The organism is Phenylobacterium sp., assembly GCF_046463815.1.
In the GTDB taxonomy this organism is placed as follows: Bacteria; Pseudomonadota; Alphaproteobacteria; order Caulobacterales; family Caulobacteraceae; genus Phenylobacterium.
The window spans coordinates 57,597-76,510 of sequence record NZ_JBKBRO010000018.1 but is presented as its reverse complement, the minus strand read 5'-3'; the positions used below and the strand labels follow the sequence as shown (position 1 = coordinate 76,510).

Sequence of the window (18,914 nt, the reverse complement as noted above, 5' to 3'; positions counted from 1 at the left end):
GTCCAGCTTAGGTTGAAGGCCCGGCAAAGGGGCCGCGGGGGGGTACGGGAATGTCCGAAAGATCGGGCGGAATGGGCGGCCGCATCGGCGCTGTGCTCGGCGGCGGGTTCGTGGGCCTGGTGGGCGTCATCATCCTGGCGGGCGGCGTCTGGCTCGTGACCTTGAGGGGCACGCCCTATTACGCCCTGGCCGGCGCGGGCCTGCTGGCGACGGGCGTGCTGCTGGCGCGCCGCAGGCCGGCGGCGGGCTGGCTGTACGCCGCCGTGATGGCGCTGACCCTCGGCTGGGCGGCGTGGGAGGCGGGCCTCGCCTTCTGGCCGCTGCTGCCGCGCCTCTTCGCGCCCGCCGTGCTGGGCCTGATCGTGCTGCTCACCCTGCTGGCCGCGCCTAAGGGCCGGGCCCGGGCGAGCGGCATGGGAGCCACGGCGCTGACCACGGTCCTCGCCCTGGCGCTGCTCGGCGCCGCCCTTCCCGGGACCTATACCCAGGGCCAGGCCAGGACCGCCAAGGCGCCGCTGGCCCAGCCTCTCCCGGCCGCGAACGGCGGGGACTGGCGCTACTACGGCCGCGACGCCGGCGGCGCGCGCTTCTCGCCGTCCGCCCAGATCAACGCCGCCAATGTGAAGGGCCTGAAGGTCGCCTGGACCTTCCGCACCGGCGAGCCGCCGCTGAAGGGCTCGGAGGACCAGAACACGCCGGTCCAGGTGGGCGACACGCTCTACCTCTGTACGCCGACCAATGTGGTGATCGCGCTCGACGCCGACACCGGCCGCCAGAAGTGGCGCCACGATCCCAAGGTGAAGCCCCATTTCTGGAACCGCTGCCGGGGGGTCGGCTACTACGAGACCGCCACGGCCCGGCGCGCGAGCCCCGCCGACCCGGCGGCCCTGTGCGACCGGCGGATCATCCTGACCACCATCGACGCGCGGCTGATCGCGCTGGACGCCGCCACCGGCGCCCGCTGCCCGGGCTTCGGCAAGGACGGGGTGGTGGACCTCTCGGGCGGCATGGGTCCCTTCGAGCCCTGGATGTATTTCCAGACCTCGACGCCCACGGTGGCCGGAGACCGGATCGTGCTGGGCGGCTGGGTGGTGGACAACCACGCCCTGGGCGAGCCGGCGGGCGTGGTCCGCGCCTTCGACGCCGTCACCGGCGACCTGCAATGGGCGTGGGACCTGGGGAACCCCGCCATCACCCGCCTGCCGCCCGAGGGCCAGACTTACACGCGCGGCACGCCCAACGTCTGGTCGACGCCGGCCTTCGACGAGGAGCTGGGGCTGATCTACCTGCCCACCGGCAACGCCACGCCGGACTACTGGGGCTCGCACCGCTCCAAGGCCTCGGAACAGTATTCCTCGTCGGTGGTCGCCCTCGACATCGCCACCGGCCGCGAGCACTGGCGCTTCCAGACCGTGCACCACGACGTCTGGGACTATGACGTCCCGGCCCAGCCCATGCTGGCCGATGTCCCGATTGGGGGCCCGGGGGGCGGGGGCCGTACCGCCAAGGCGCTGATCCAGCTCACCAAGCGCGGCCAGGTGTTCGTCCTCGACCGCGCCACCGGCCAGCCGCTCAGCCGCGTGGAGGAAAAGCCGGTTCCGCAGGGCCCCGCGCCCGGCGAATGGCTCTCACCGACCCAGCCCTATTCGGTGGACATGCCGACCGTCGGCCCAGGCCGCCTGAGCGAGAAGATGATGTGGGGCGCGACCCCCATCGACCAGCTCTTCTGCCGCATCGCCTTCCGTCGGGCCCGCTACGACGGCGATTTCACCCCGCCCGGCGTGGACCAGCCCTCGCTCCAGGCGCCCGGCAACGGCGGCGGCCAGAACTGGGGCTCGGGCGCCTTCGACCCCGTACGCGGCCTCTTGATCGTGCCGGAACTCAGGATGCCCCAGACGGTGCTGCTGAAGCGGACGGACAAGCCCGAGGTGTCGCTCAGCCGCGCCAAGGACCGCCCGCCCCAGAGCCTGGGCGCCGTGGCCTACGAGGCCGACAACCGGCCGATGCTCAGCCCGTTCTTCACCCCCTGCATCCAGCCGCCGCACGGCACGCTGACGGCCATCGACCTCGCGTCGAAACAGATCGTCTGGCAGGTCCCGGCGGGCACGGCCGAGGCGACGGGACCCTTCGGCCTGGGCTCGAAGCTGCCCATCCCCATCGGCACCTTCGGCCTGGGCGGGCCGGTGGCCACGGCGGGCGGGATCACCTTCCACGCCGCCACCACGGACCCGTACCTTCGGGCCTACGACAACGGCACGGGCAGGCTGCTGTGGCAGGGCCGGCTGCCGGTGGGCGTCGGCGGCACGCCCATGACCTACGTCTCGCCGAAGACGGGCAGGCAGTACGTGGTGGTCTCGGCCGGCGGCGCGCGCCTCACCCGCCAGAAGGGCGACTATGTGATCGCGTATGCGTTGCCGTAGGCGCCTGCCCCTTCACGTCATGGCCGGGCCCGTCCCGGCCATCCAGACGCGTGGCGGCTGACGAGGAAGCGCCGCGCCCTGGGCGGCATGGTCGGCGTCTCTGGGTCGCCGGGACAAGCCCGGCGATGACGATCGGTGGTTAGGCCACCCGCACCCGGGCGGTGCTTTCCGGCAGGTCCTGGCCGAAGGCGCGCTGGTAGAACTCGGCCACGGTGCCGCGCTCCAGCTCGTCGCACTTGTTCAGGAAGGTCATGCGGAAGGCCAGGCCCACGTCGCCGCCGAAGATCTCGGCGTTCTGGGCCCAGGTGATGACCGTGCGCGGGCTCATGACCGTCGAGATGTCGCCGTTCATGAAGGCGTTCCGCGTCATGTCGGCCACGCGGACCATGGCCGCGATGGTGCGCTTGCCCTCAGGGTTGTCGTAGGCCGGCGCCTTGGCCAGGACGATGGCCGCCTCCACGTCGTGGCTCAGGTAGTTGAGCGTGGTGACGATGGACCAGCGGTCCATCTGCGCCTGATTGATCTGCTGGGTGCCGTGGTAGAGCCCCGTCGTGTCGCCCAGGCCGATGGTGTTGGTCGTGGCGAACAGGCGGAAGTACGGGTTCGAGCGGATCACCCGGTTCTGGTCGAGCAGGGTGAGCTTGCCCGAGGCCTCCAGCACGCGCTGGATCACGAACATCACGTCCGGGCGGCCGGCGTCGTACTCGTCGAAGACCAGGGCGATGGGCCGCTGAATGGCCCAGGGCAGGATGCCTTCCCGGAACTCGGTGACCTGCTTGCCATCCTTCAGGACGATGGCGTCCTTGCCGACCAGGTCGATCCGGCTGATGTGGCTGTCGAGGTTCACCCGGATCATCGGCCAGTTCAGCCGCGCGGCCACCTGCTCGATGTGGGTCGACTTGCCGGTGCCGTGGTAGCCCTGGACCATCACCCGGCGGTCGAAGGCGAAGCCGGCGAGGATCGCCCGCGTCGTTTCGGGGTCGAACTTGTAGGACGGATCCACGTCGGGAACGTGCGGGTCGCGCTCGGAGAACGCGGGGACCTTCATGTCGAAGTCCACGCCGAACGTCTCGCGGGCGTTGATCTCCGTGTCGGGGACCATGGAGATCAGCTTGTCTTCGGTGATGTCGATGGCGGCCATGTCGCGGTCCGATTACAGGCTTGCCGGGGCGGAAGCAAACGGCTGTTCATAGGGAAACGCGTCCGGGACGAGACGCGGCTCAACGGGGGGACGCCAAGATGGCCGAGAACGAAAGGATCATCCGGAGCTTCATCGCGGCCTGGTCGCGGCTGGACCCCGACGAGCTGGTCGGGTTCTTCACGCCGGACGGGGTCTATCACAACATGCCGATGCAGCCGGTGGCCGGGCGCGACCACCTCAGGGCCTTCATCGCCGGCTTCATCCGCGACTGGCAGTCCACCGACTGGGACGTCCTGAACCTCGTCTCGAAGGGCGACGTGGTGATCGCCGAGCGCCTCGACCGGACCCTGGTCGGCGGCAAGCCCGTCAACCTGCCCTGCTGCGGCGTGTTCGAGATGGAGGGCGGCAAGATCAAGGTGTGGCGCGACTACTTCGACCTCGGGACCTACATGAAGGCGCTGCAGCCGTGAGCGGGCCGATCGAGGTCCTTCCCGAGCCCTCGGGCTTCGGCGCCCAGGTGCGGGGGCTGGACCTCTCCCGACCCCTGCCGGCTGAGGCGCTCGAGGCCGTGAAGGCCGCCTGGGCGAGGCACGCGGTCCTGGCCTTCCCGGACCAGCCGCTGACCCTGGACGAACTGGAAGCCTTCACGCTGCAGATCGGGCCGTTCGGCGAGGACCCGTTCATCAAGCCGATGCCGGGCCATCCCAACGTGCTGGAACTGCGCCGCGAGGCCGACGAGACGGCCACCAACTTCGGGGCCGGTTGGCACTCGGACTGGAGCTTCCAGGAGAAACCGCCCGCCGCCACCATCCTGCGCTCGGAAGTCGTGCCGCCGGTGGGCGGGGACACCCTCTTCTGCGACTGCGCCCGGGCCTACGAGGCCCTGTCGCCCGCATTCCAGCGGATGCTGGAGGGCCTGCGCGCCGTCCATTCGGCCACCCGCGCCTACGGGACCAAGGGGATCTTCGCCCGCGAGACGCAGAAGCGGACCATGGAGATCATCGTCTCGCCAGAGGCCGACAAGGCGCTGACCCATCCGCTGGTCCGCACCCATCCGGTCACCGGCCGCAAGGCGCTCTACGTCTCGCCGGTCTACACGACGGGAATCGAGGGGCTGACCGTGGCGGAGAGCAAGGCGATCCTAAGCTTCCTCTTCGCGCACATGACGCAGGATCAGTTCGTCCACCGCCACCGCTGGGCGCCGGGCATGGTGCTCCTTTGGGACAACCGCTGCACCGCCCACTTCGCCGAAGGCGGCTACGACGGCCACCTGCGGGTCATGCACCGCACGACCGTGGCGGGGGAGGTTCCGGTCTAGCCATGAACGCCGTCTACATGATGGCGAGCGGCCAGCACGGCACGCTCTACATCGGCGTTACGAGCGACCTGTTGAACCGGGTCGCTCAGCACCGGGATGGGACTCTGGGCGGGTTCACGAAACGCTACAGCGTGAAGCGCCTCGTCTGGTTCGAGCTGCACGACAGCATCGTCACCGCGATCCGGCGTGAAAAGGCGCTCAAGAAGTACCGTCGCGAGTGGAAGGTGAATCTGATCGAGCGTGAGAATCCCAAGTGGGCGGACCTCTACCCGTCGTTCTTCGTCGAGGACGGGCCGCTCTCCCACCTTCAACGGCCGGAAAAGCACCTTTAGATCCGTCATGGCCGGGCTTGTCCCGGCCACCCAGAAGCACCGATCTCGCCGGGAAGGCTCGGCGGCCGAGGACGTGCGGACTCCCTACGCCCTGCGTCTCTGGGTGGCCGGGACAAGCCCGGCCATGACGAGTTGAATGCTGGTTCTTTAGTCCTCGTGCTTCGGCTTCGTCGGGACCAGGCCCGCGAGGCTGAGCACCGCCGCCGCCGCCAGATAGATCCCCACCGGATGCAGGCCCGCGCCCTGGCCCGCCAGCATCTGGGCCGCCATGGGCGCGAGGCCCCCGCCGACGATGCCGCCGAGGTTGAAGGCCAGCGAGGCCCCCGAATAGCGCACCCGCGGCGGGAACAGGCTGGGCAGGTAGGCGCCGAGCGGGCCGTAGACGAAGCCCATGGTGAACAGCGCCAGCGACAGCCAGAGCCAGATCAGCACGAGCGAGCCCGCGCCCATCAGCGTCCCCATCAGGGCGCCGATGAGGATCGTGCCGACGCAGCCGGCCATCAGCACCCGGCGCGGATTGGCCGCGTCCGACCACCAGCCCGCCGCCACGATGCCCGCCGCCAGGAAGACGATCGCCCCCAGCTCCACGGCCAGGAAGGTCTCGCGGCCGTAGCCCAGGGTCGTCGTGCCGTAGCCGAGCGCGAAGGCGGTCGCGAGGTAGAAGATGGCGAAGCAGGCCACCACGGCGAAGGTGCCGCCGACCAGGGCGCCGAAGTGGCGGCGGGCGACCTCGGCCATGGGCACGTGGGCGGGCGGGGCCTCCTCCAGCGCCTTCTGGAAGGCCGGCGTCTCGGTGAGCTTCAGGCGGATCCACAGGCCCAGGATCACCAGCACCGCGCTGAACAGGAACGGCAGGCGCCAGCCCCAGGCGCGGAAGTCCTCGGCGCTGAGCACGAGGCCCAGGATCAGGAACAGGCCGTTGGCGGCGATGAAGCCCACCGGCGCGCCGAGCTGGGGGAACATGCCGAAGCGGGCGCGCCAGCCGGGCGGGGCGTTCTCCACCGCCAGCAGGGCCGCCCCGCCCCACTCGCCGCCCAGGCCGAAGCCCTGTCCGAAACGCAGCACGCAGAGCAGCAGGGGCGCTACCCAGCCGACCATGGCGTAGGACGGCAGGAAGGCGATCAGGAGCGTCGAGCCGCCCATGGTCAGCAGCGAGGCGACCAGGGTGGACTTGCGCCCGATCCGGTCGCCGAAGTGGCCGAAGAACGCCGCGCCCACGGGCCTCGCGAAGAACGCCACGGCGAACGTCGCATAGCTGCTCATGAGCTGGGCCGAGGCGGATTCGCCGGGGAAGAACATCGGCCCGAACACCAGCGAGGCGGCCGTGGCGTAGATGTAGAAGTCGTAGAACTCGACGGCCGTGCCCACCAGGCTGGCCAGGAGCACGCGCCGCGTCGCGGCGCCGCCGGAAGCACCTTCGGATGACCGCATTCCAACTCCCCCTCAGGCCTCCGCTTCGCGCCCCGCGGGCCGCGGGTCAAGCGGCATGGCGTTCGGGCTCCGGTTCGGCTACCCCATCGGCATGAGCGCCCAGATCGATCCCTTCTACGCCATCTCCATCAGCGGCCTGGCCCAGAAGCTGAAGGCCGAGGGCCGCTCCATCATCCACATGGAGTTCGGCCAGCCCTCCACCGGCGCCCCCAAGGCCGCCATCGCCCGGGCCCACGAGGTGCTCGACACCGAGGCCATGGGCTACTGGGAGAGCGCCCCGCTCAAGGCCCGCATCTGCCGCCACTACGCCGAGACCTACGGCGTGCAGGTGGACCCCATCCAGATCACGCTGACTTGCGGCGCCTCGCCGGCCCTGGTGCTGGCCCTGTCGTCGACCTTCAAGCCGGGCGACGTGATCGCCATGGCCCGGCCGGGCTACGTCGCCTACCGCAACACGGTGAAGGCGCTGCACATGGTCCCGGCCGAGATCGCCTGCGGCCCGGCAACCCGCTACCAGCTCACCGCCGAGCTGCTGGCCGGGCTCGATCCCGCGCCGGCCGGGGTCATCCTGGCCAGCCCCGCCAACCCCACCGGCACGGTCATCCCCGGCGACGAGCTGGCGGCCATCGCCAGGGTCTGCCGTGAGCGCGGCATCCGCATCGTCTCGGACGAGATCTACCACGGCCTCAGCTACGCCGAGCCGACCCGCTCGATGCTGGAGTACGAGCCCACGGCCATCGTCGTGAACAGCTTCTCCAAGTATTTCAGCATGGCCGGCTGGCGCCTGGGCTGGCTGCTGGTCCCCCGCGACGAGGCCGCCCGCGCCATCGCCTACATGGGCGCCCTCTTCCTCACCGCCCCCGCGCTCGCCCAGCACGCCGGGCTCGTGGCCATGGACTGCCGCGACGAGCTGGAGGGCCACGTGGCGACCTACCGCCGCAACCGCGAGCGTCTGCTCGAAGCGTTGCCGGCCCTGGGCCTGGAGAAGATCGCGCCCCCCGACGGCGCCTTCTACATCTGGGCCGACGTGGGCGCCCTCACCGACGACAGCCTGACGTTCTGCAAGGAGCTGCTGCGCGACACCGGCGTCGCCACCGCGCCGGGGATCGACTTCGATCCGGTGGACGGGCGCCGCTACATCCGCATGAGCTTCGCCGTCTCGACGCCCGAGATCGAGGAGGCCATCCGCCGGATGGTCCCCTGGTTCGCGGCGAGGCGCGCCGCGGCGGCGGCCTAAGGGGCGCGGTAGGTCCGGCCGCTCTTCATCACGAAGCGGACCCCCTTCAGGGCCTCGATGTTCCGGGTGGGGGCGCCCGCCACGGCCGCCGGGTCGGCGAGCCTGCCGGCCCTCACCTCGTCCAGCCGGTCCTGCCAGCCCAGCACCCTGGCGTTGGTCGCTGTGGCGGCGATCAGCGCCTGCACCGGCGTCATGCCCAGCCGCACCATCCAGGCGGCCTGCCTGTCGGCCATGGGCGGCGGCTTGCGCGGCGTGGCCCGGCGCCAGCCCCGCCACGATCGCGCCCACGACGGTTCTCAACATCGCCAAGACGCTCCAGGACGGGGTTCCGCATTCCTTCCATGCCGCCGAGTTCGAGGACGCGGAGGGGCGGCGCATTTTGCGGCAGATCACGGCGTCGCCGTTCGTCCCCGGGCAGGGTGGCTCGACCCTTGTTATATTAGAGAATGTGAATATATAGGGTGGCGAAAGGGAGCCCCAGAGCATGACCCCCCGCGTCCAGACGTTCTTCGACCACGCCACCTCCACGGCCACCCACCTGGTGTCCGACCCCGCGACCGGCGTCGCCGCGGTCGTCGACCCGGTGCTCGACTTCGATCCCAAGTCGGCCAAGCTTTCGACCCGCTCGGCCGACGAGGTGCTGGCCGCCGTGCGCGACCAGGGCCTGAAGCTGGCCTATGTCCTCGAGACCCACGCCCACGCCGACCACCTCTCGGCCGGCGACTACATCCGCAAGCAGACCGGGGCCGAACTGGTCATCGGGGCCCACATCCGCGAGGTCCAGAAGACCTTCATCCCGATGTTCGAGGCCGACGACGTGACCCCCGACGGCCGCGTCTTCGACGTCCTGCTGGACGAAGGGGACAGGCTGCCGCTCGGCGAGCTGGAGGTCCGCGTGCTGCACACGCCGGGCCACACGCCGGCCTGCGTGACCTACCTGATCGGCGACGCCGCCTTCGTGGGCGACACGCTGTTCATGCCCGACTACGGCACCGCCCGGGCCGACTTCCCCGGTGGTGACGCCGCGGCCCTCTACCGTTCGATCCGCAAGATCCTGGCCCTGGCGCCCGAGACCCGCATCTTCGTCGGCCACGACTACCTGCCGGCCGGCCGCGACGAGTTCCGCTGGGAAACCACGGTGGCCGAGGAGCGGGCGCGCAACGTCCACGTCCACGAGGGCGTCACCGAGGCCGAGTTCGTGGCCATGCGGACCGCCCGCGACGCCACTCTGGCCGCGCCGACCCTCATCCTGCCCTCGCTGCAGGTGAACATCCGCGCCGGCGCCCTGCCGCCCGCCACGCCCCAGGGCCACGTCTTCCTCCGGCTGCCGGTGACGGTCGCCTGATATGGAGCCCGTCGCCTACCTCGCGGCGGCCCTGAGCGGGGCCCTGGTCGGCCTGCTGCTTACGGTGTTCGGCGGCGGCGGCTCGGTGCTGGCCACCCCGCTGCTGCTGTACTTCGTGGGCGTGCGCGATCCGCACGTGGCCATCGGCACTTCCGCCGCGGCGGTGGCGGTGAACGCCGCCATGGGCCTGGCGTCCCAGGCGAGGGCGGGGCGGGTGAAATGGCCCTGCGCCACCGTGTTCGGGTTGGCGGGCCTCGCCGGCTCGCTGACTGGCGCGCACCTCGCCAAACAGATGGACGGCGGCCAGCTCATGCTCTGGTTCGCGCTGGCCATGGCCCTGATCGGCGGATCGATGCTGCTGCCCAAGAAGAACGCGGGCGACCCCGCCGTGCGCCTGACGCCGTCCCTGGTCCTGAAGCTCGCGCCCGCGGGCCTGGTCACCGGCCTCGCCGCCGGCTTCTTCGGCATCGGCGGCGGCTTCCTGATCGTGCCGGGCCTGATGGCCGCCACCGGCATGACCTTGGCCCACGCCGCGGCCAGCTCGCTCGTCTCCGTGACCCTGTTCGGGGCGGCGACCAGCGCCAGCTACGCCGCCTCGGGCCTGGTGGATTGGCCGGTCTTCGCGGCCCTGGTGGCCGGCGGCGCGGTCGGGGCCGTGGCCGGCGCGCCGATCGCCAAACGGCTCGCGGGCCGCGCCGACGTCGCCCGGCGCATCTTCGCGCTCATGGTGGTGGCCGTGGCGGGCTACGTCGCCTGGCGGGCGATGGGCGGGCTTTAGGCATCGGCTTGGTGCGGTGGCCCACGACCGGACCTAGCGAGTTGCAAGGGGGGGAAGTTCACGCGTCTGAACGCCGGAACCGAAACACGGCATGTTCGACCTGATCCATCGTAAGCGTGCCATCTTCGACGACACAACGCTTGGCTTCGCTGGCGTAGTCGGCCGCGCTTGGAAGCGGCCAGTTGAGGCCAATTAGGCTGACCGGGACCGTTGCCACCACGCGCCCATCAAGCACAACTTCAATCATTGCTGTTCTCCATTGCCGAGAAGGCAATGGAAATAGTCTATCACATTTGGATTTGAAAATAAACACCGTCAAGAGTTACTTGATAGTACTTGTCATACGGGGGAGGTGGCGGGCGCCGCTCAGTGGTGCCGGATCTGGTTGCTGAAGTCACCCGCTTCGCTCCGCCTAGACCATGCCGGCCTTGCGCAGCGCCTGGTAGGCGCGGATCACGCGCTGGAGGCGGTGCTCGCCCGAGCGGTCGCCCTGGTTGGTGTCGGGGTGCAGGCGGCGGACGAGTTCGGTGTAGCGGGCGCGGATCCTGGGGCCGTCGGCGTTCTCGTCGAGGTCGAGGTCGGCCAGGGCGTTGCGCTCGATCTTGCCCAGGCGGCGGGCCTCGGGCTCCGGCGCGCGGCCATGGCGGGCCTGGCCGCCGAACAGCTCGTGGTAGTCCTTGTACCCACCCTGGCCTTTCGCGAACTTGTGCACGAAGGCCGCCGACTCCCGGCTCATGCGCCCGGCCTTCATCTCCCAGGTGGGACGCCCGCCGGTCTTGAGCTCGTCCTCCTGACGGCGGCGGATCTCGTCCTCGGAGAGGCCGGCGAAGAAGTTCCAGTTGCGATTGTATTCGGCCGCGTGCGGCTGGCAGAACCAGTAATGCTCGTGCAGCAGGTCGCGCGACTTCGGCGCCCGGGCCGTCGCCGCGCGGCGGCAGCCGGGATGGTCGCAGGCCCGCTCGCCCGGCTTCAGCGCATGCACGTCCTCGGCCCGCAGGTCCTCCTCCGAGGGCGGACGCACGCGGATGTCGACGAACTTGGGCCTGTATTGAAACGCGCCGGGCATGGGCCAAGTATGGGGGCCTGAAACTTCCCTTCAAGAATTGAACGTCGAGACGATGGGCGCCATAATCGAGGCCATCCGAAGCAAGCTGACCGCCGCGTTCGAGCCCATCAGGCTCGAGGTCGAGGACGATTCCGCGCGCCACCACGGCCACGCGGGGGCCAGGCCCGGCGGCGAAAGCCATTTCAACGTGACCATCGAGTCGGCGGCCTTCGCCGGCGCGAACCGCGTCGCCCGGCAGCGGATGGTGCATCGGGCGCTGGCCGAGGAACTGGCCGGTCCGGTCCACGCGCTGTCGGTGAAGGCGCTGGCGCCGGGCGAAGGCTAGGGCCAAGATCGTTTTCAAGAGCCGCCGTCCGTGCGGCCGGAAGTTGGGGAGGGGCGAGATGCGCACGACCATCACCGTGAACGGGGAGGCGCGCGCACTGGACGTCGATCCCCGCACCACGCTCCTCGACCTCCTGCGCGAGACCCTGGGCCTGACCGGAGCCAAGAAGGGCTGCGACCACGGCCAGTGCGGGGCCTGCACGGTCCTGGTGAACGGGGTGCGGATCAACGCCTGCCTGTCGCTGGCGGTCATGCACGACGGCGACGAGGTGGTCTCGATCGAGGGCCTGGGCGCGCCCGACCGGCTGCACCCGATGCAGCAGGCCTTCCTGAAGCACGACGCCTTCCAGTGCGGCTACTGCACGCCTGGCCAGATTTGCTCGGCGGTGGCCATGCTGGGCGAGGTGGAGGCCGGCTGGCCCAGCCAGGAGACCGCCGACCTCAACGGCCCCGTCGCCCTGACCGGCGCGGAGCTCCGCGAGCGGATGAGCGGGAACATCTGCCGCTGCTCGGCCTATCCGCAGATCGTCGACGCGATCCGCGACGTGGCCGGGGAGGGCGCATGAGACCCTTCACCTATGAGCGCGCCACCGACGCCAGGTCCGCCGTCCGGGCGGCGGCCGAGACCCCCGGCGCGCGATTCATCGCCGGCGGCACCAACCTGCTCGACCTGATGAAGCTCGACATCGAGCGGCCGGCCCACCTGATCGACGTCGGCCGCCTGCCGCTGGCGGAGATCTCCCGCACGGAAGCGGGCGGCCTGCGCATCGGGGCCATGGCGACCAACAGCCAGGTGGCGGCCGACCGCGCGGTCCGCAGCCGCTATCCGGTCCTCGTGCAGTCCATCGTGTCCGGCGGCTCGCCGCAGTTGCGCAACAAGGCCAGCGTCGGCGGCAACCTCATGCAGCGGACCCGCTGCGCCTACTTCTACGACACCTCCAAGCCCTGCAATAAGCGCCAGCCGGGTTCGGGGTGCGGCGCGCTGGAGGGGCTGAACCGCAACGCCGCCATCCTGGGCCAGAGCCACGCCTGCATCGCCACCCATCCCTCCGACATGGCCGTGGCGCTCGTCGCCCTGGAGGCGCGGGTGGAGACCCTGGCGCCCTCGGGCGAGGCGCGCAGCTTCCCGCTCCTGGAGCTGCACAGGTTGCCGGGCGAGACGCCGCACATCGAGACCCACCTGATCCCGGGCGAGCTGATCACGGCGGTGGTCCTGCCGCCGCCGCCGGACGGCGGCCAGTGCTACCGCAAGGCCCGCGACCGGGCGTCCTACGCGGGCGGCCTGGCCAGCGTCGCCGTCGCGGGCGGGAACGTCGCGCTGGGCATGGTGGCCCACAAGCCCTGGCGGGCGGTGGAGGCCGAGGCCGCGCTGGCCGCCGGCGCCTCGCCCAGGGACGCCATCGACGCCGAGCTCTCCCAGGCCGCCTCGGCCGGCCGCAACGATTTCAAGCTCGCGCTCACCGCCCGGCTCGCCGCCGCGGCCATCGCCGAAGCGAAGGGGAGGGGCGCATGAGTTCGGTTCGCGACTGGGAAGCGACCAATCCGGTGCGCGAGAACCGCGCCGGCAACATCGGCAAGGGCGTGGACCGCTACGAGGGCCCGCTGAAGGTCACCGGGACAGCGCCCTACGCCTATGAAGTGACGCCGCCCGCGCCGGCGGCTTACGGCGTCATGATCGGGGCCGAGATCGCCCGGGGCCGGATCGCGGGCGTCGACGTGGCGCAAGCCGAGGCCGCGCCCGGCGTGAAGCTGGTCTGGACCCACCGCAACGTCCCGGCCCAGGCGCCCCGGGGCACGCGCGCCCATCCGCGCAGCACCGGCGCCTCGCGCCCGGCCCTGGAGAGCGACCGCGTCGCCCACTTCGGCCAGATCGTGGGCTTCGTCGTGGCCGACACCCTGGAGAACGCCACGGCCGCCGCGCACCTCGTCCGCCTGACCTACGCCGAGGAGCCGGCCCGCACCGACTTCGCCGCCAGCCTGGGCGAGGCGACCGACCCGCCGGGCGAACAGGACGTGGAGGTCGGCGACTTCGAGGCGGGCTTCGCGGCCTCGCCGGTCAGGCTGGACCAGACCTGGACCACGCCGATCCAGAACCACTGCCAGATGGAGCCGTGCGCCACCACCGCCTGGTGGGAGGGCGGCAAGTGCGTCGTGCACACCTCGGTCCAGATGGTGAAGCCCGCCCAGCACGGCCTCGCCGAGACCCTGGGGATCGGCCGCGACGACGTCCATCTGCTCACCCGCTACATCGGCGGCGGCTTCGGCGGGAAGGGCCAGACCTACGACGACCTGACCCTGGCGGCCCTGGCCGCCCGGGCGCTGGGCCAGCCGGTGAAGGTCGCCTTCACGCGGCGCCAGATGATGCATGGGACCATCCACCGGCCGGCGACCGTCCAGCGCGTGCGCCTGGGCGCCGAGCCCGACGGGCGGCTCACCGCCATGTCGGTCGTCTCGTGGACCCACTGCCACCGGGACGGATCGTTCACCGAGCACGCGTCGAACTTCGCCCGCAGCCTCTACGCCGCCCCCAACCGGCTCACCGGCCACCGGCTGGTGAGGCTGGACCTGCCGGGCGCCGGGCCCATGCGCTCGCCGGGCGAGGCGTCGGGGACGCTGGGGCTGGAATGCGCCATGGACGAGCTGGCCGAACAGCTCGGCCTCGATCCCGTCGAGCTGCGCATCCGCAACGAGCCGCAGGTCGATCCCGAGACGGGCCGGCCGTTCTCCATGCGCCAGCTGGTCCGCTGCCTGAAGGAGGGCGCGCAGGCCTTCGGCTGGGACCGCCGCAACCCGACGCCGGGCCAGGTTCGCGACGGCCGCTGGCTGGTGGGCCTGGGCATGGCGGCCGCCATCCGGGGCAACTTCCTGCTGCCCGCCAAGTGCAGCTTCAGCGTGGACGCGGACGGCGTCATCACCGTCCGCCAGGGCATGACCGACATCGGCACCGGGACCTACACCGTGCTGGCCCAGATCGCCGCCGAGACCCTGGGTGTCCCGCTCGACAAGGTGAGGGTCGAGATCGGCGATTCCGAGCTGCCGCCGGCCCCGGGCTCGGGCGGCCAGTTCGGGGCGGCCACGGCGGGCTCGGCGGCGCTGGCCGCCGGCATGAACCTGCGCCAGGCCATCGCCGAACTGGCGGTGAACGATCCGGCCTCGCCCCTGCACGGCGGCGCGGTCCAGGCGGTGACCTTCCAGGACGGCGTCGTCGCCATCGAGAACCGCTCCGAGACCCTGGCGGCCCTGGTCGCCCGGGCCGCGCCTGAAGGGTTGACCGTCGAGGGCGAGATCCGCCCGCCCGAGGACATGCGCCAGTGGAGCCAGCACACCTACGGGGCCCACTTCGTGGAGGTGGGCGTCGATCCGGTGACCGGCGAGACCCGCGTGCGGCGGATGCTGGGCGTCTTCGCCGCCGGCCGCATCCTCAACTTCAAGACCGCGCGCAGCCAGCTTACCGGCGGCATGATCTGGGGCGTGGCCTCGGCCCTGCACGAGGGCAACGCCGTGGACCACCGCGACGGCTCGTTCATCGCCCAGGACCTCGGCCAGTACGTCCTGCCGGTCCAGGCCGACATCGGCGAGATCGAGGCCATCATGCTCGACGAGGTGGACGACAAGGCCAATCCCATGGGCATCAAGGGCGTGGGCGAACTCGGCAACTCGGGCGCCGGCGCGGCGGTGGCCAACGCCATCTACAACGCCTGCGGCGTGCGCGTGCGCGACTATCCGATCACGCCCGACAAGCTGCTGGCCGGGCTGGTGGCTCGGGGGCTCTGAGCCCGGCGCCTTCGTTTCCAGATCCGCAGCGCAGTTCTGCGAAACCGGCCATGGCGGCTGGCCAGGCGCGTCCCCATCTCCTGGGCGTAAAGGAGACGGGACGTGAAGATCTTGCTGTCGCTTACCGCGTTGGCCGGTTCGCTGGCCTTCCTGATGGAAGGCTTCGCCGCGCGGGCGCTCGAATACCTCTAGGACCTAGCCGGCCTGGGCGCGGAGTTCGCCCAGCACGCGGGCTAGGTCGCCCTCCCGGAACGGCTTCTGCAGGACCGGCGAGCCCCGGTCCACGTCCCGTAGGCCCGTGTCCCCGTAACCCGTCGCGAAGGCGAACGGCGCGCCGCGCTCGCGCAGCAGGTCGGCCAGGGGGAAGATCGGCTGGCCGCCCAGGTTCACGTCCAGCACCGCGCAGTCCAGGTCGGCGTCCCTGGCGAGCGCGATGGCCTCGTCCAGCCGCGAGGCCGGGCCGACCACCGTGCAGCCCAGGTCGCTCAGCATGTCTTCGATGAGCATCGAGACCATCATCTCGTCCTCGACCACGAGGACCCGCAGCCCCTCCAGGCTCTGCGTGTCGGTCATTCGGCGGGCTCCAGCACGGACGTCGTAGAGTTCCATGGCATGCCTAAACGGACGCCGCGAGGGTTGAGCAGCGCCTGAACGGCGCCCGCAAGTCTTGGGTGGAGATCAGGTCTGCGGCCCCCGGCGGTCTGGTCCATAACGGGCAAGCTTCGCCATGGTTCCGCCACGCTTCACGCTTCGTCGGGCGCGGCCGGCGGGGAGATGTTGAGCAGGGTGATCTGGTTGCCGCGCCGCTCGGCGACACGGAACCGGTGGCGGTGGAACGCGAAGCTCTCGCCCACCTCGGGAATGCGCTGGCATTCGTGGATCAGCAGCCCGGCCACGGTCACCGCCTCCTCGTCGGGCAGATCCCAGTTCATGGCCCGGTTGAGCTCGCGGATGGTGACCGAGCCCTCGGCCACGACCGAGCCGTCGGGCTGCGGCTTCACGCCCTCGGGCGGGATGTCGTACTCGTCCTCGATCTCGCCCACGATCTCCTCGAGGATGTCCTCGAGCGTCACGAGCCCCTGCAGGGCGCCGTACTCGTCCACCACCAGGGCGAAGTGGCTCTGGCGCTTCAGGAAGGCGGCGAGCTGGTCCTTCAGGCTGGTGGTCTCGGGCACGAACCAGGGCGTGCGGATGATGTCGGCGATGTCCAGGGCGTCGAGGTCACCGTCCGCCTTGGCGATCACCCCCAGCAGGTCCTTGGTGTGCAGGACGCCCACGATGTTCTCGGGCTCGCCGCGATAGATGGGCAGGCGGCTGTGGCCGTGGTCCAGGGCCTCGGCCAGGATTTCGCGCGGCGGCTTGTCGCCGTCGATCATGGCGATGGAGCGCCGGTGGACCATGACCTCGGAGACGTCCATCTCGCCCAGGTCCAGGACGCCGCCCAGCATCCAGCGGTCCCGGCTCTCCACCAGGCCTTCCGAGTGGTGGTACTCCACCGCGCCCCGGATCTCCTCGTGGGCGGCCAGGACGTCGACGCCGGCGTCCAGCCGGACGCCGAACGGGCGCAGGGTCAGGCGCACGACCCACTGGGCGCCGTCGGCCAGGGGGCCGAAGATCCGCACCAGCCAGTAGGTCGGGATCGACAGGCCGCGGGCCACGTCGTCGGCGCGGGCGATGGCCAGCGTCTTGGGCAGTATCTCGCCGAAGACCACCACCAGCACGGTCATCACCACCGTGGAGATGGCCGGGCCCAGCCAGGAGCCCGGCGGGAACAGCGAGGTCAGCACCGCCGTCGTCAGGGCCGAGGCGCCGATGTTGAGCACGTTGTTCGACAGCAGGATGGCGCCGATCATGGTCTCCTGGTTGGAGATCAGCCGGTTCACGCGGCGGGCGGCGCGGTCGCCCTCCCGCTCAAGCTGGTGCATCCGCCCGCGGCTGGCCGCGGTCATGGAGGTCTCGGCGGCCGAGACCAGGGCCGCCAGGGTCAGCAGCACCATCAGCGACGGCGCGAGCGCCGCCAGGATCGCCCAGATCATCCGCGGGCTCCCTCGGCGACAAGGAACCGCCGCACGGCCTCGGCGTCCACGTCCCTGGCGGTGAAGGCGCGGCCCAGGCCCCGGGCCAGGATGAAGGTCAGCTTGCCGCCCTCGGCCTTCTTGTCCTGGGCCATGTGGTGGACCAGCCGGCCGGCGTCGAACGGATGGCCCGGCGTCTCGGCCAGTCGGACGGGCAGGCCGGCGGCGGCGATCCCGCGCGTGGCGCGCTCGGCGTCCTGGCCGCTGCACAGGCCAAGCTCGGCCGAGAAGCGGAAGGCCAGCGCCTGACCCACGCCGACGGCTTCGCCGTGCAGCAGGGTCGCGCCGTAGCCGGTCTCCGCCTCCAGGGCGTGGGCGAAGGTATGGCCGAGGTTGAGCAGGGCGCGCCGGCCCTGTTCGCGTTCGTCCTCGGCGACGATTTCGGCCTTCATCTCGATGGAACGCGCGACGGCGTGGGCCAGCGCACCCGGTTCGCGGGTCAGCACCTTTCCGCCGTTGGCCTCCAGCCACTCGAAGAAGTCGCGGTCGCCCAGCAGGCCGTACTTGATGACCTCGGCGTAGCCGGCGCGCATCTCGCGTTCGGACAGGGTGTCCAGCACCGACAGGTCGGCCAGCACCAGCCGGGGCTGGTGGAAGGCGCCCACCAGGTTCTTGCCGCGAGGCGTGTCGATGGCGGTCTTGCCGCCCACCGAGGAGTCCACCTGGGCGAGCAGGGTGGTGGGGATCTGGACGAAGTCGATGCCGCGCTTGTAGACGGCCGCCGCGAAGCCCGCGAGGTCGCCCACCACGCCGCCGCCGAAGGCGGTGACGATGTCGCCCCGGTCCAGCTCCAGCGCCAGCAGCCGGTCGGTGACGTCGGCCAGGCCTTCGAAGCTCTTGGTCTGCTCGCCCGGCGCCACGATGACGGGATGCGCCTCGATCCCGGCCGCCGTCAGCGCGGCGGTCAGGCGTTCGCCGTGCAGGCGCCACACCGTCTCGTCGCTGACCACGGCCGTGCGGGGGCGCTTCAGGAAGGGCGCGATGCGCGCGCCGGCCTGGTCCAGCAGGTCGCGGCCCACCAGCACCTCGTAGGCGCGTCCCCCCAGGCCCACGGGAATGGCGCGGGTCATCGCGCCTTCTCCTCGAGATAGGCCGTCAGCGCCCGGATGACCTGGTCCACCGTCACATGATGGGCCACGTCGCCGGTCTCCACCATGACGTCGGCCTCGGCGTAGACCGGATAGCGCACCGCCGCCTGGGCCTTGAGCACGTCCATCGGGTCCTTGCCCGCGATCAGAGGGCGAGTGTCCTTGCGGCCCACCCGGCGGGCGAGGGTCTCCAGGTCGGTCTTGAGCCAGACCGAGATCGCCTTCGACTTGATCAGCCGGCGGGTCTCGTCGTTCATGAAAGCTCCGCCGCCGGTGGCCAGCACGTGCGGCGGCTGGTCCAGGAGACGGGAGATCACGCGCCGCTCGCCGTCGCGGAAGGCGGCCTCGCCCATCTCGGCGAAGATGTCCGAGATCGAGCGGCCGGCGGCGGCTTCCACCTCGGCGTCCGCATCGCGGAAGGGCAGGCCAAGGGCGTTGGCCAGCCTGCGGCCCACGCTCGATTTGCCGACGCCCATCAGGCCCACGAGGGCGATGGTGCGATGGCGCAGCGGTTCGAAACGGTCCATGAACGGCGGAGCCATACACGAGCGCGCGCCCTCGCGCCAATCCGGACAGGTGGCTATG

General features: G+C 71.0%; 20 protein-coding genes. 11 read left to right on the top strand and 9 right to left on the bottom strand.

Annotation, left to right across the window (positions count from 1 at the left end; translation table 11 throughout):
- Window positions 1-50 precede the first annotated feature (50 nt).
- Window positions 51-2,420 (top strand): membrane-bound PQQ-dependent dehydrogenase, glucose/quinate/shikimate family, encoded by a 2,370-nt coding sequence (locus ACK4TT_RS13310; RefSeq protein WP_410213180.1) that lies wholly within the window; start codon window positions 51-53, stop codon window positions 2,418-2,420.
- 139 nt (window positions 2,421-2,559) lie between these two features.
- Here ACK4TT_RS13310 and cobS read toward each other — a convergent pair whose 3' ends face one another.
- Complete coding sequence (gene cobS, locus ACK4TT_RS13305; protein ID WP_410213179.1) at window positions 2,560-3,561, bottom strand: cobaltochelatase subunit CobS; 1,002 nt, start codon at window positions 3,559-3,561, stop codon at window positions 2,560-2,562.
- A 98-nt stretch (window positions 3,562-3,659) separates the two neighbouring features.
- Between cobS and ACK4TT_RS13300 the strand changes: the two genes are divergently transcribed.
- The 3 genes from ACK4TT_RS13300 to ACK4TT_RS13290 are packed head-to-tail and all read left to right on the top strand — an operon-like array spanning window position 3,660 to window position 5,211.
- A complete protein-coding gene (locus ACK4TT_RS13300) occupies window positions 3,660-4,031 on the top strand; it encodes a limonene-1,2-epoxide hydrolase family protein (protein ID WP_410213178.1) in 372 nt (123 codons plus the stop codon).
- Window positions 4,028-4,879, top strand: coding sequence for a TauD/TfdA dioxygenase family protein (locus ACK4TT_RS13295; RefSeq protein ID WP_410213177.1), 852 nt, complete (start codon window positions 4,028-4,030; stop codon window positions 4,877-4,879). The genes ACK4TT_RS13300 and ACK4TT_RS13295 overlap by 4 nt, the downstream gene beginning before the upstream one ends.
- Before the next feature lie 2 nt (window positions 4,880-4,881).
- Window positions 4,882-5,211 (top strand): GIY-YIG nuclease family protein, encoded by a 330-nt coding sequence (locus ACK4TT_RS13290; RefSeq protein ID WP_410213176.1) that lies wholly within the window; start codon window positions 4,882-4,884, stop codon window positions 5,209-5,211.
- A 147-nt stretch (window positions 5,212-5,358) separates the two neighbouring features.
- Here the strand turns inward: ACK4TT_RS13290 and ACK4TT_RS13285 are convergent, their stop codons facing one another.
- Entirely contained in the window at window positions 5,359-6,642 is a 1,284-nt protein-coding gene (locus ACK4TT_RS13285; RefSeq protein ID WP_410213175.1) for an MFS transporter, read from the bottom strand.
- A gap of 91 nt (window positions 6,643-6,733) precedes the next feature.
- Here ACK4TT_RS13285 and ACK4TT_RS13280 point away from each other — a divergent pair, with 91 nt between their 5' ends.
- Complete coding sequence (locus ACK4TT_RS13280; protein ID WP_410213192.1) at window positions 6,734-7,879, top strand: pyridoxal phosphate-dependent aminotransferase; 1,146 nt, start codon at window positions 6,734-6,736, stop codon at window positions 7,877-7,879.
- Here ACK4TT_RS13280 and ACK4TT_RS13275 read toward each other — a convergent pair.
- A complete protein-coding gene (locus ACK4TT_RS13275) occupies window positions 7,876-8,112 on the bottom strand; it encodes an amidohydrolase family protein (RefSeq protein ID WP_410213174.1) in 237 nt (78 codons plus the stop codon). The genes ACK4TT_RS13280 and ACK4TT_RS13275 overlap by 4 nt on opposite strands.
- 251 nt (window positions 8,113-8,363) lie before the next feature.
- On the opposite strand from ACK4TT_RS13275, the gene ACK4TT_RS13270 reads away from it, so the two are divergent.
- Both ACK4TT_RS13270 and ACK4TT_RS13265 read left to right on the top strand, forming a co-directional pair.
- Window positions 8,364-9,224: an MBL fold metallo-hydrolase gene (locus tag ACK4TT_RS13270; protein ID WP_410213173.1), complete on the top strand. Its 861-nt coding sequence runs from the start codon at window positions 8,364-8,366 to the stop codon at window positions 9,222-9,224.
- A gap of 1 nt (window position 9,225) precedes the next feature.
- Window positions 9,226-10,002 carry a sulfite exporter TauE/SafE family protein gene (locus ACK4TT_RS13265; RefSeq protein WP_410213172.1) on the top strand — a complete coding sequence of 259 codons (777 nt, stop codon included), beginning with the start codon at window positions 9,226-9,228 and terminating at the stop codon, window positions 10,000-10,002.
- A 58-nt stretch (window positions 10,003-10,060) separates the two neighbouring features.
- Here the strand turns inward: ACK4TT_RS13265 and ACK4TT_RS13260 are convergent, their stop codons facing one another.
- Together ACK4TT_RS13260 and ACK4TT_RS13255 are read right to left on the bottom strand one after the other, a co-directional pair.
- Window positions 10,061-10,249 (bottom strand): hypothetical protein, encoded by a 189-nt coding sequence (locus ACK4TT_RS13260; RefSeq protein ID WP_410213171.1) that lies wholly within the window; start codon window positions 10,247-10,249, stop codon window positions 10,061-10,063.
- A gap of 165 nt (window positions 10,250-10,414) precedes the next feature.
- The gene (locus ACK4TT_RS13255) at window positions 10,415-11,068 is read right to left on the bottom strand and encodes a J domain-containing protein (protein WP_410213170.1); all 654 of its coding nucleotides are present in this window, start codon (window positions 11,066-11,068) and stop codon (window positions 10,415-10,417) included.
- A 52-nt stretch (window positions 11,069-11,120) separates the two neighbouring features.
- Between ACK4TT_RS13255 and ACK4TT_RS13250 the strand changes: the two genes are divergently transcribed.
- The 4 genes from ACK4TT_RS13250 to ACK4TT_RS13235 are packed head-to-tail and all read left to right on the top strand — an operon-like array spanning window position 11,121 to window position 15,166.
- Complete coding sequence (locus tag ACK4TT_RS13250) at window positions 11,121-11,393, top strand: BolA family protein (protein ID WP_410213169.1); 273 nt, start codon at window positions 11,121-11,123, stop codon at window positions 11,391-11,393.
- 58 nt (window positions 11,394-11,451) lie between these two features.
- Window positions 11,452-11,958 (top strand): 2Fe-2S iron-sulfur cluster-binding protein, encoded by a 507-nt coding sequence (locus ACK4TT_RS13245; protein WP_410213168.1) that lies wholly within the window; start codon window positions 11,452-11,454, stop codon window positions 11,956-11,958.
- On the top strand, window positions 11,955-12,905 hold the full coding sequence (locus ACK4TT_RS13240; protein WP_410213167.1) for an FAD binding domain-containing protein: 951 nt from the start codon (window positions 11,955-11,957) through the stop codon (window positions 12,903-12,905). Before ACK4TT_RS13245 ends, ACK4TT_RS13240 begins: the two co-directional genes overlap by 4 nt.
- Window positions 12,902-15,166: a molybdopterin cofactor-binding domain-containing protein gene (locus tag ACK4TT_RS13235; RefSeq protein ID WP_410213166.1), complete on the top strand. Its 2,265-nt coding sequence runs from the start codon at window positions 12,902-12,904 to the stop codon at window positions 15,164-15,166. The genes ACK4TT_RS13240 and ACK4TT_RS13235 overlap by 4 nt, the downstream gene beginning before the upstream one ends.
- A 195-nt stretch (window positions 15,167-15,361) precedes the next feature.
- Here the strand turns inward: ACK4TT_RS13235 and ACK4TT_RS13230 are convergent, their stop codons facing one another.
- The 4 genes from ACK4TT_RS13230 to ACK4TT_RS13215 form a co-directional block, all read right to left on the bottom strand.
- Window positions 15,362-15,739, bottom strand: coding sequence for a response regulator (locus tag ACK4TT_RS13230; RefSeq protein ID WP_410213165.1), 378 nt, complete (start codon window positions 15,737-15,739; stop codon window positions 15,362-15,364).
- A 170-nt stretch (window positions 15,740-15,909) separates the two neighbouring features.
- The gene (locus ACK4TT_RS13225; protein ID WP_410213164.1) at window positions 15,910-17,202 is read right to left on the bottom strand and encodes an HlyC/CorC family transporter; all 1,293 of its coding nucleotides are present in this window, start codon (window positions 17,200-17,202) and stop codon (window positions 15,910-15,912) included.
- A complete protein-coding gene (gene aroB, locus ACK4TT_RS13220; RefSeq protein ID WP_410213163.1) occupies window positions 17,199-18,311 on the bottom strand; it encodes a 3-dehydroquinate synthase in 1,113 nt (370 codons plus the stop codon). The genes ACK4TT_RS13225 and aroB overlap by 4 nt, the downstream gene beginning before the upstream one ends.
- The gene (locus ACK4TT_RS13215; RefSeq protein WP_410213162.1) at window positions 18,308-18,871 is read right to left on the bottom strand and encodes a shikimate kinase; all 564 of its coding nucleotides are present in this window, start codon (window positions 18,869-18,871) and stop codon (window positions 18,308-18,310) included. The genes aroB and ACK4TT_RS13215 overlap by 4 nt, the downstream gene beginning before the upstream one ends.
- Window positions 18,872-18,914: the final 43 nt, after the last annotated feature.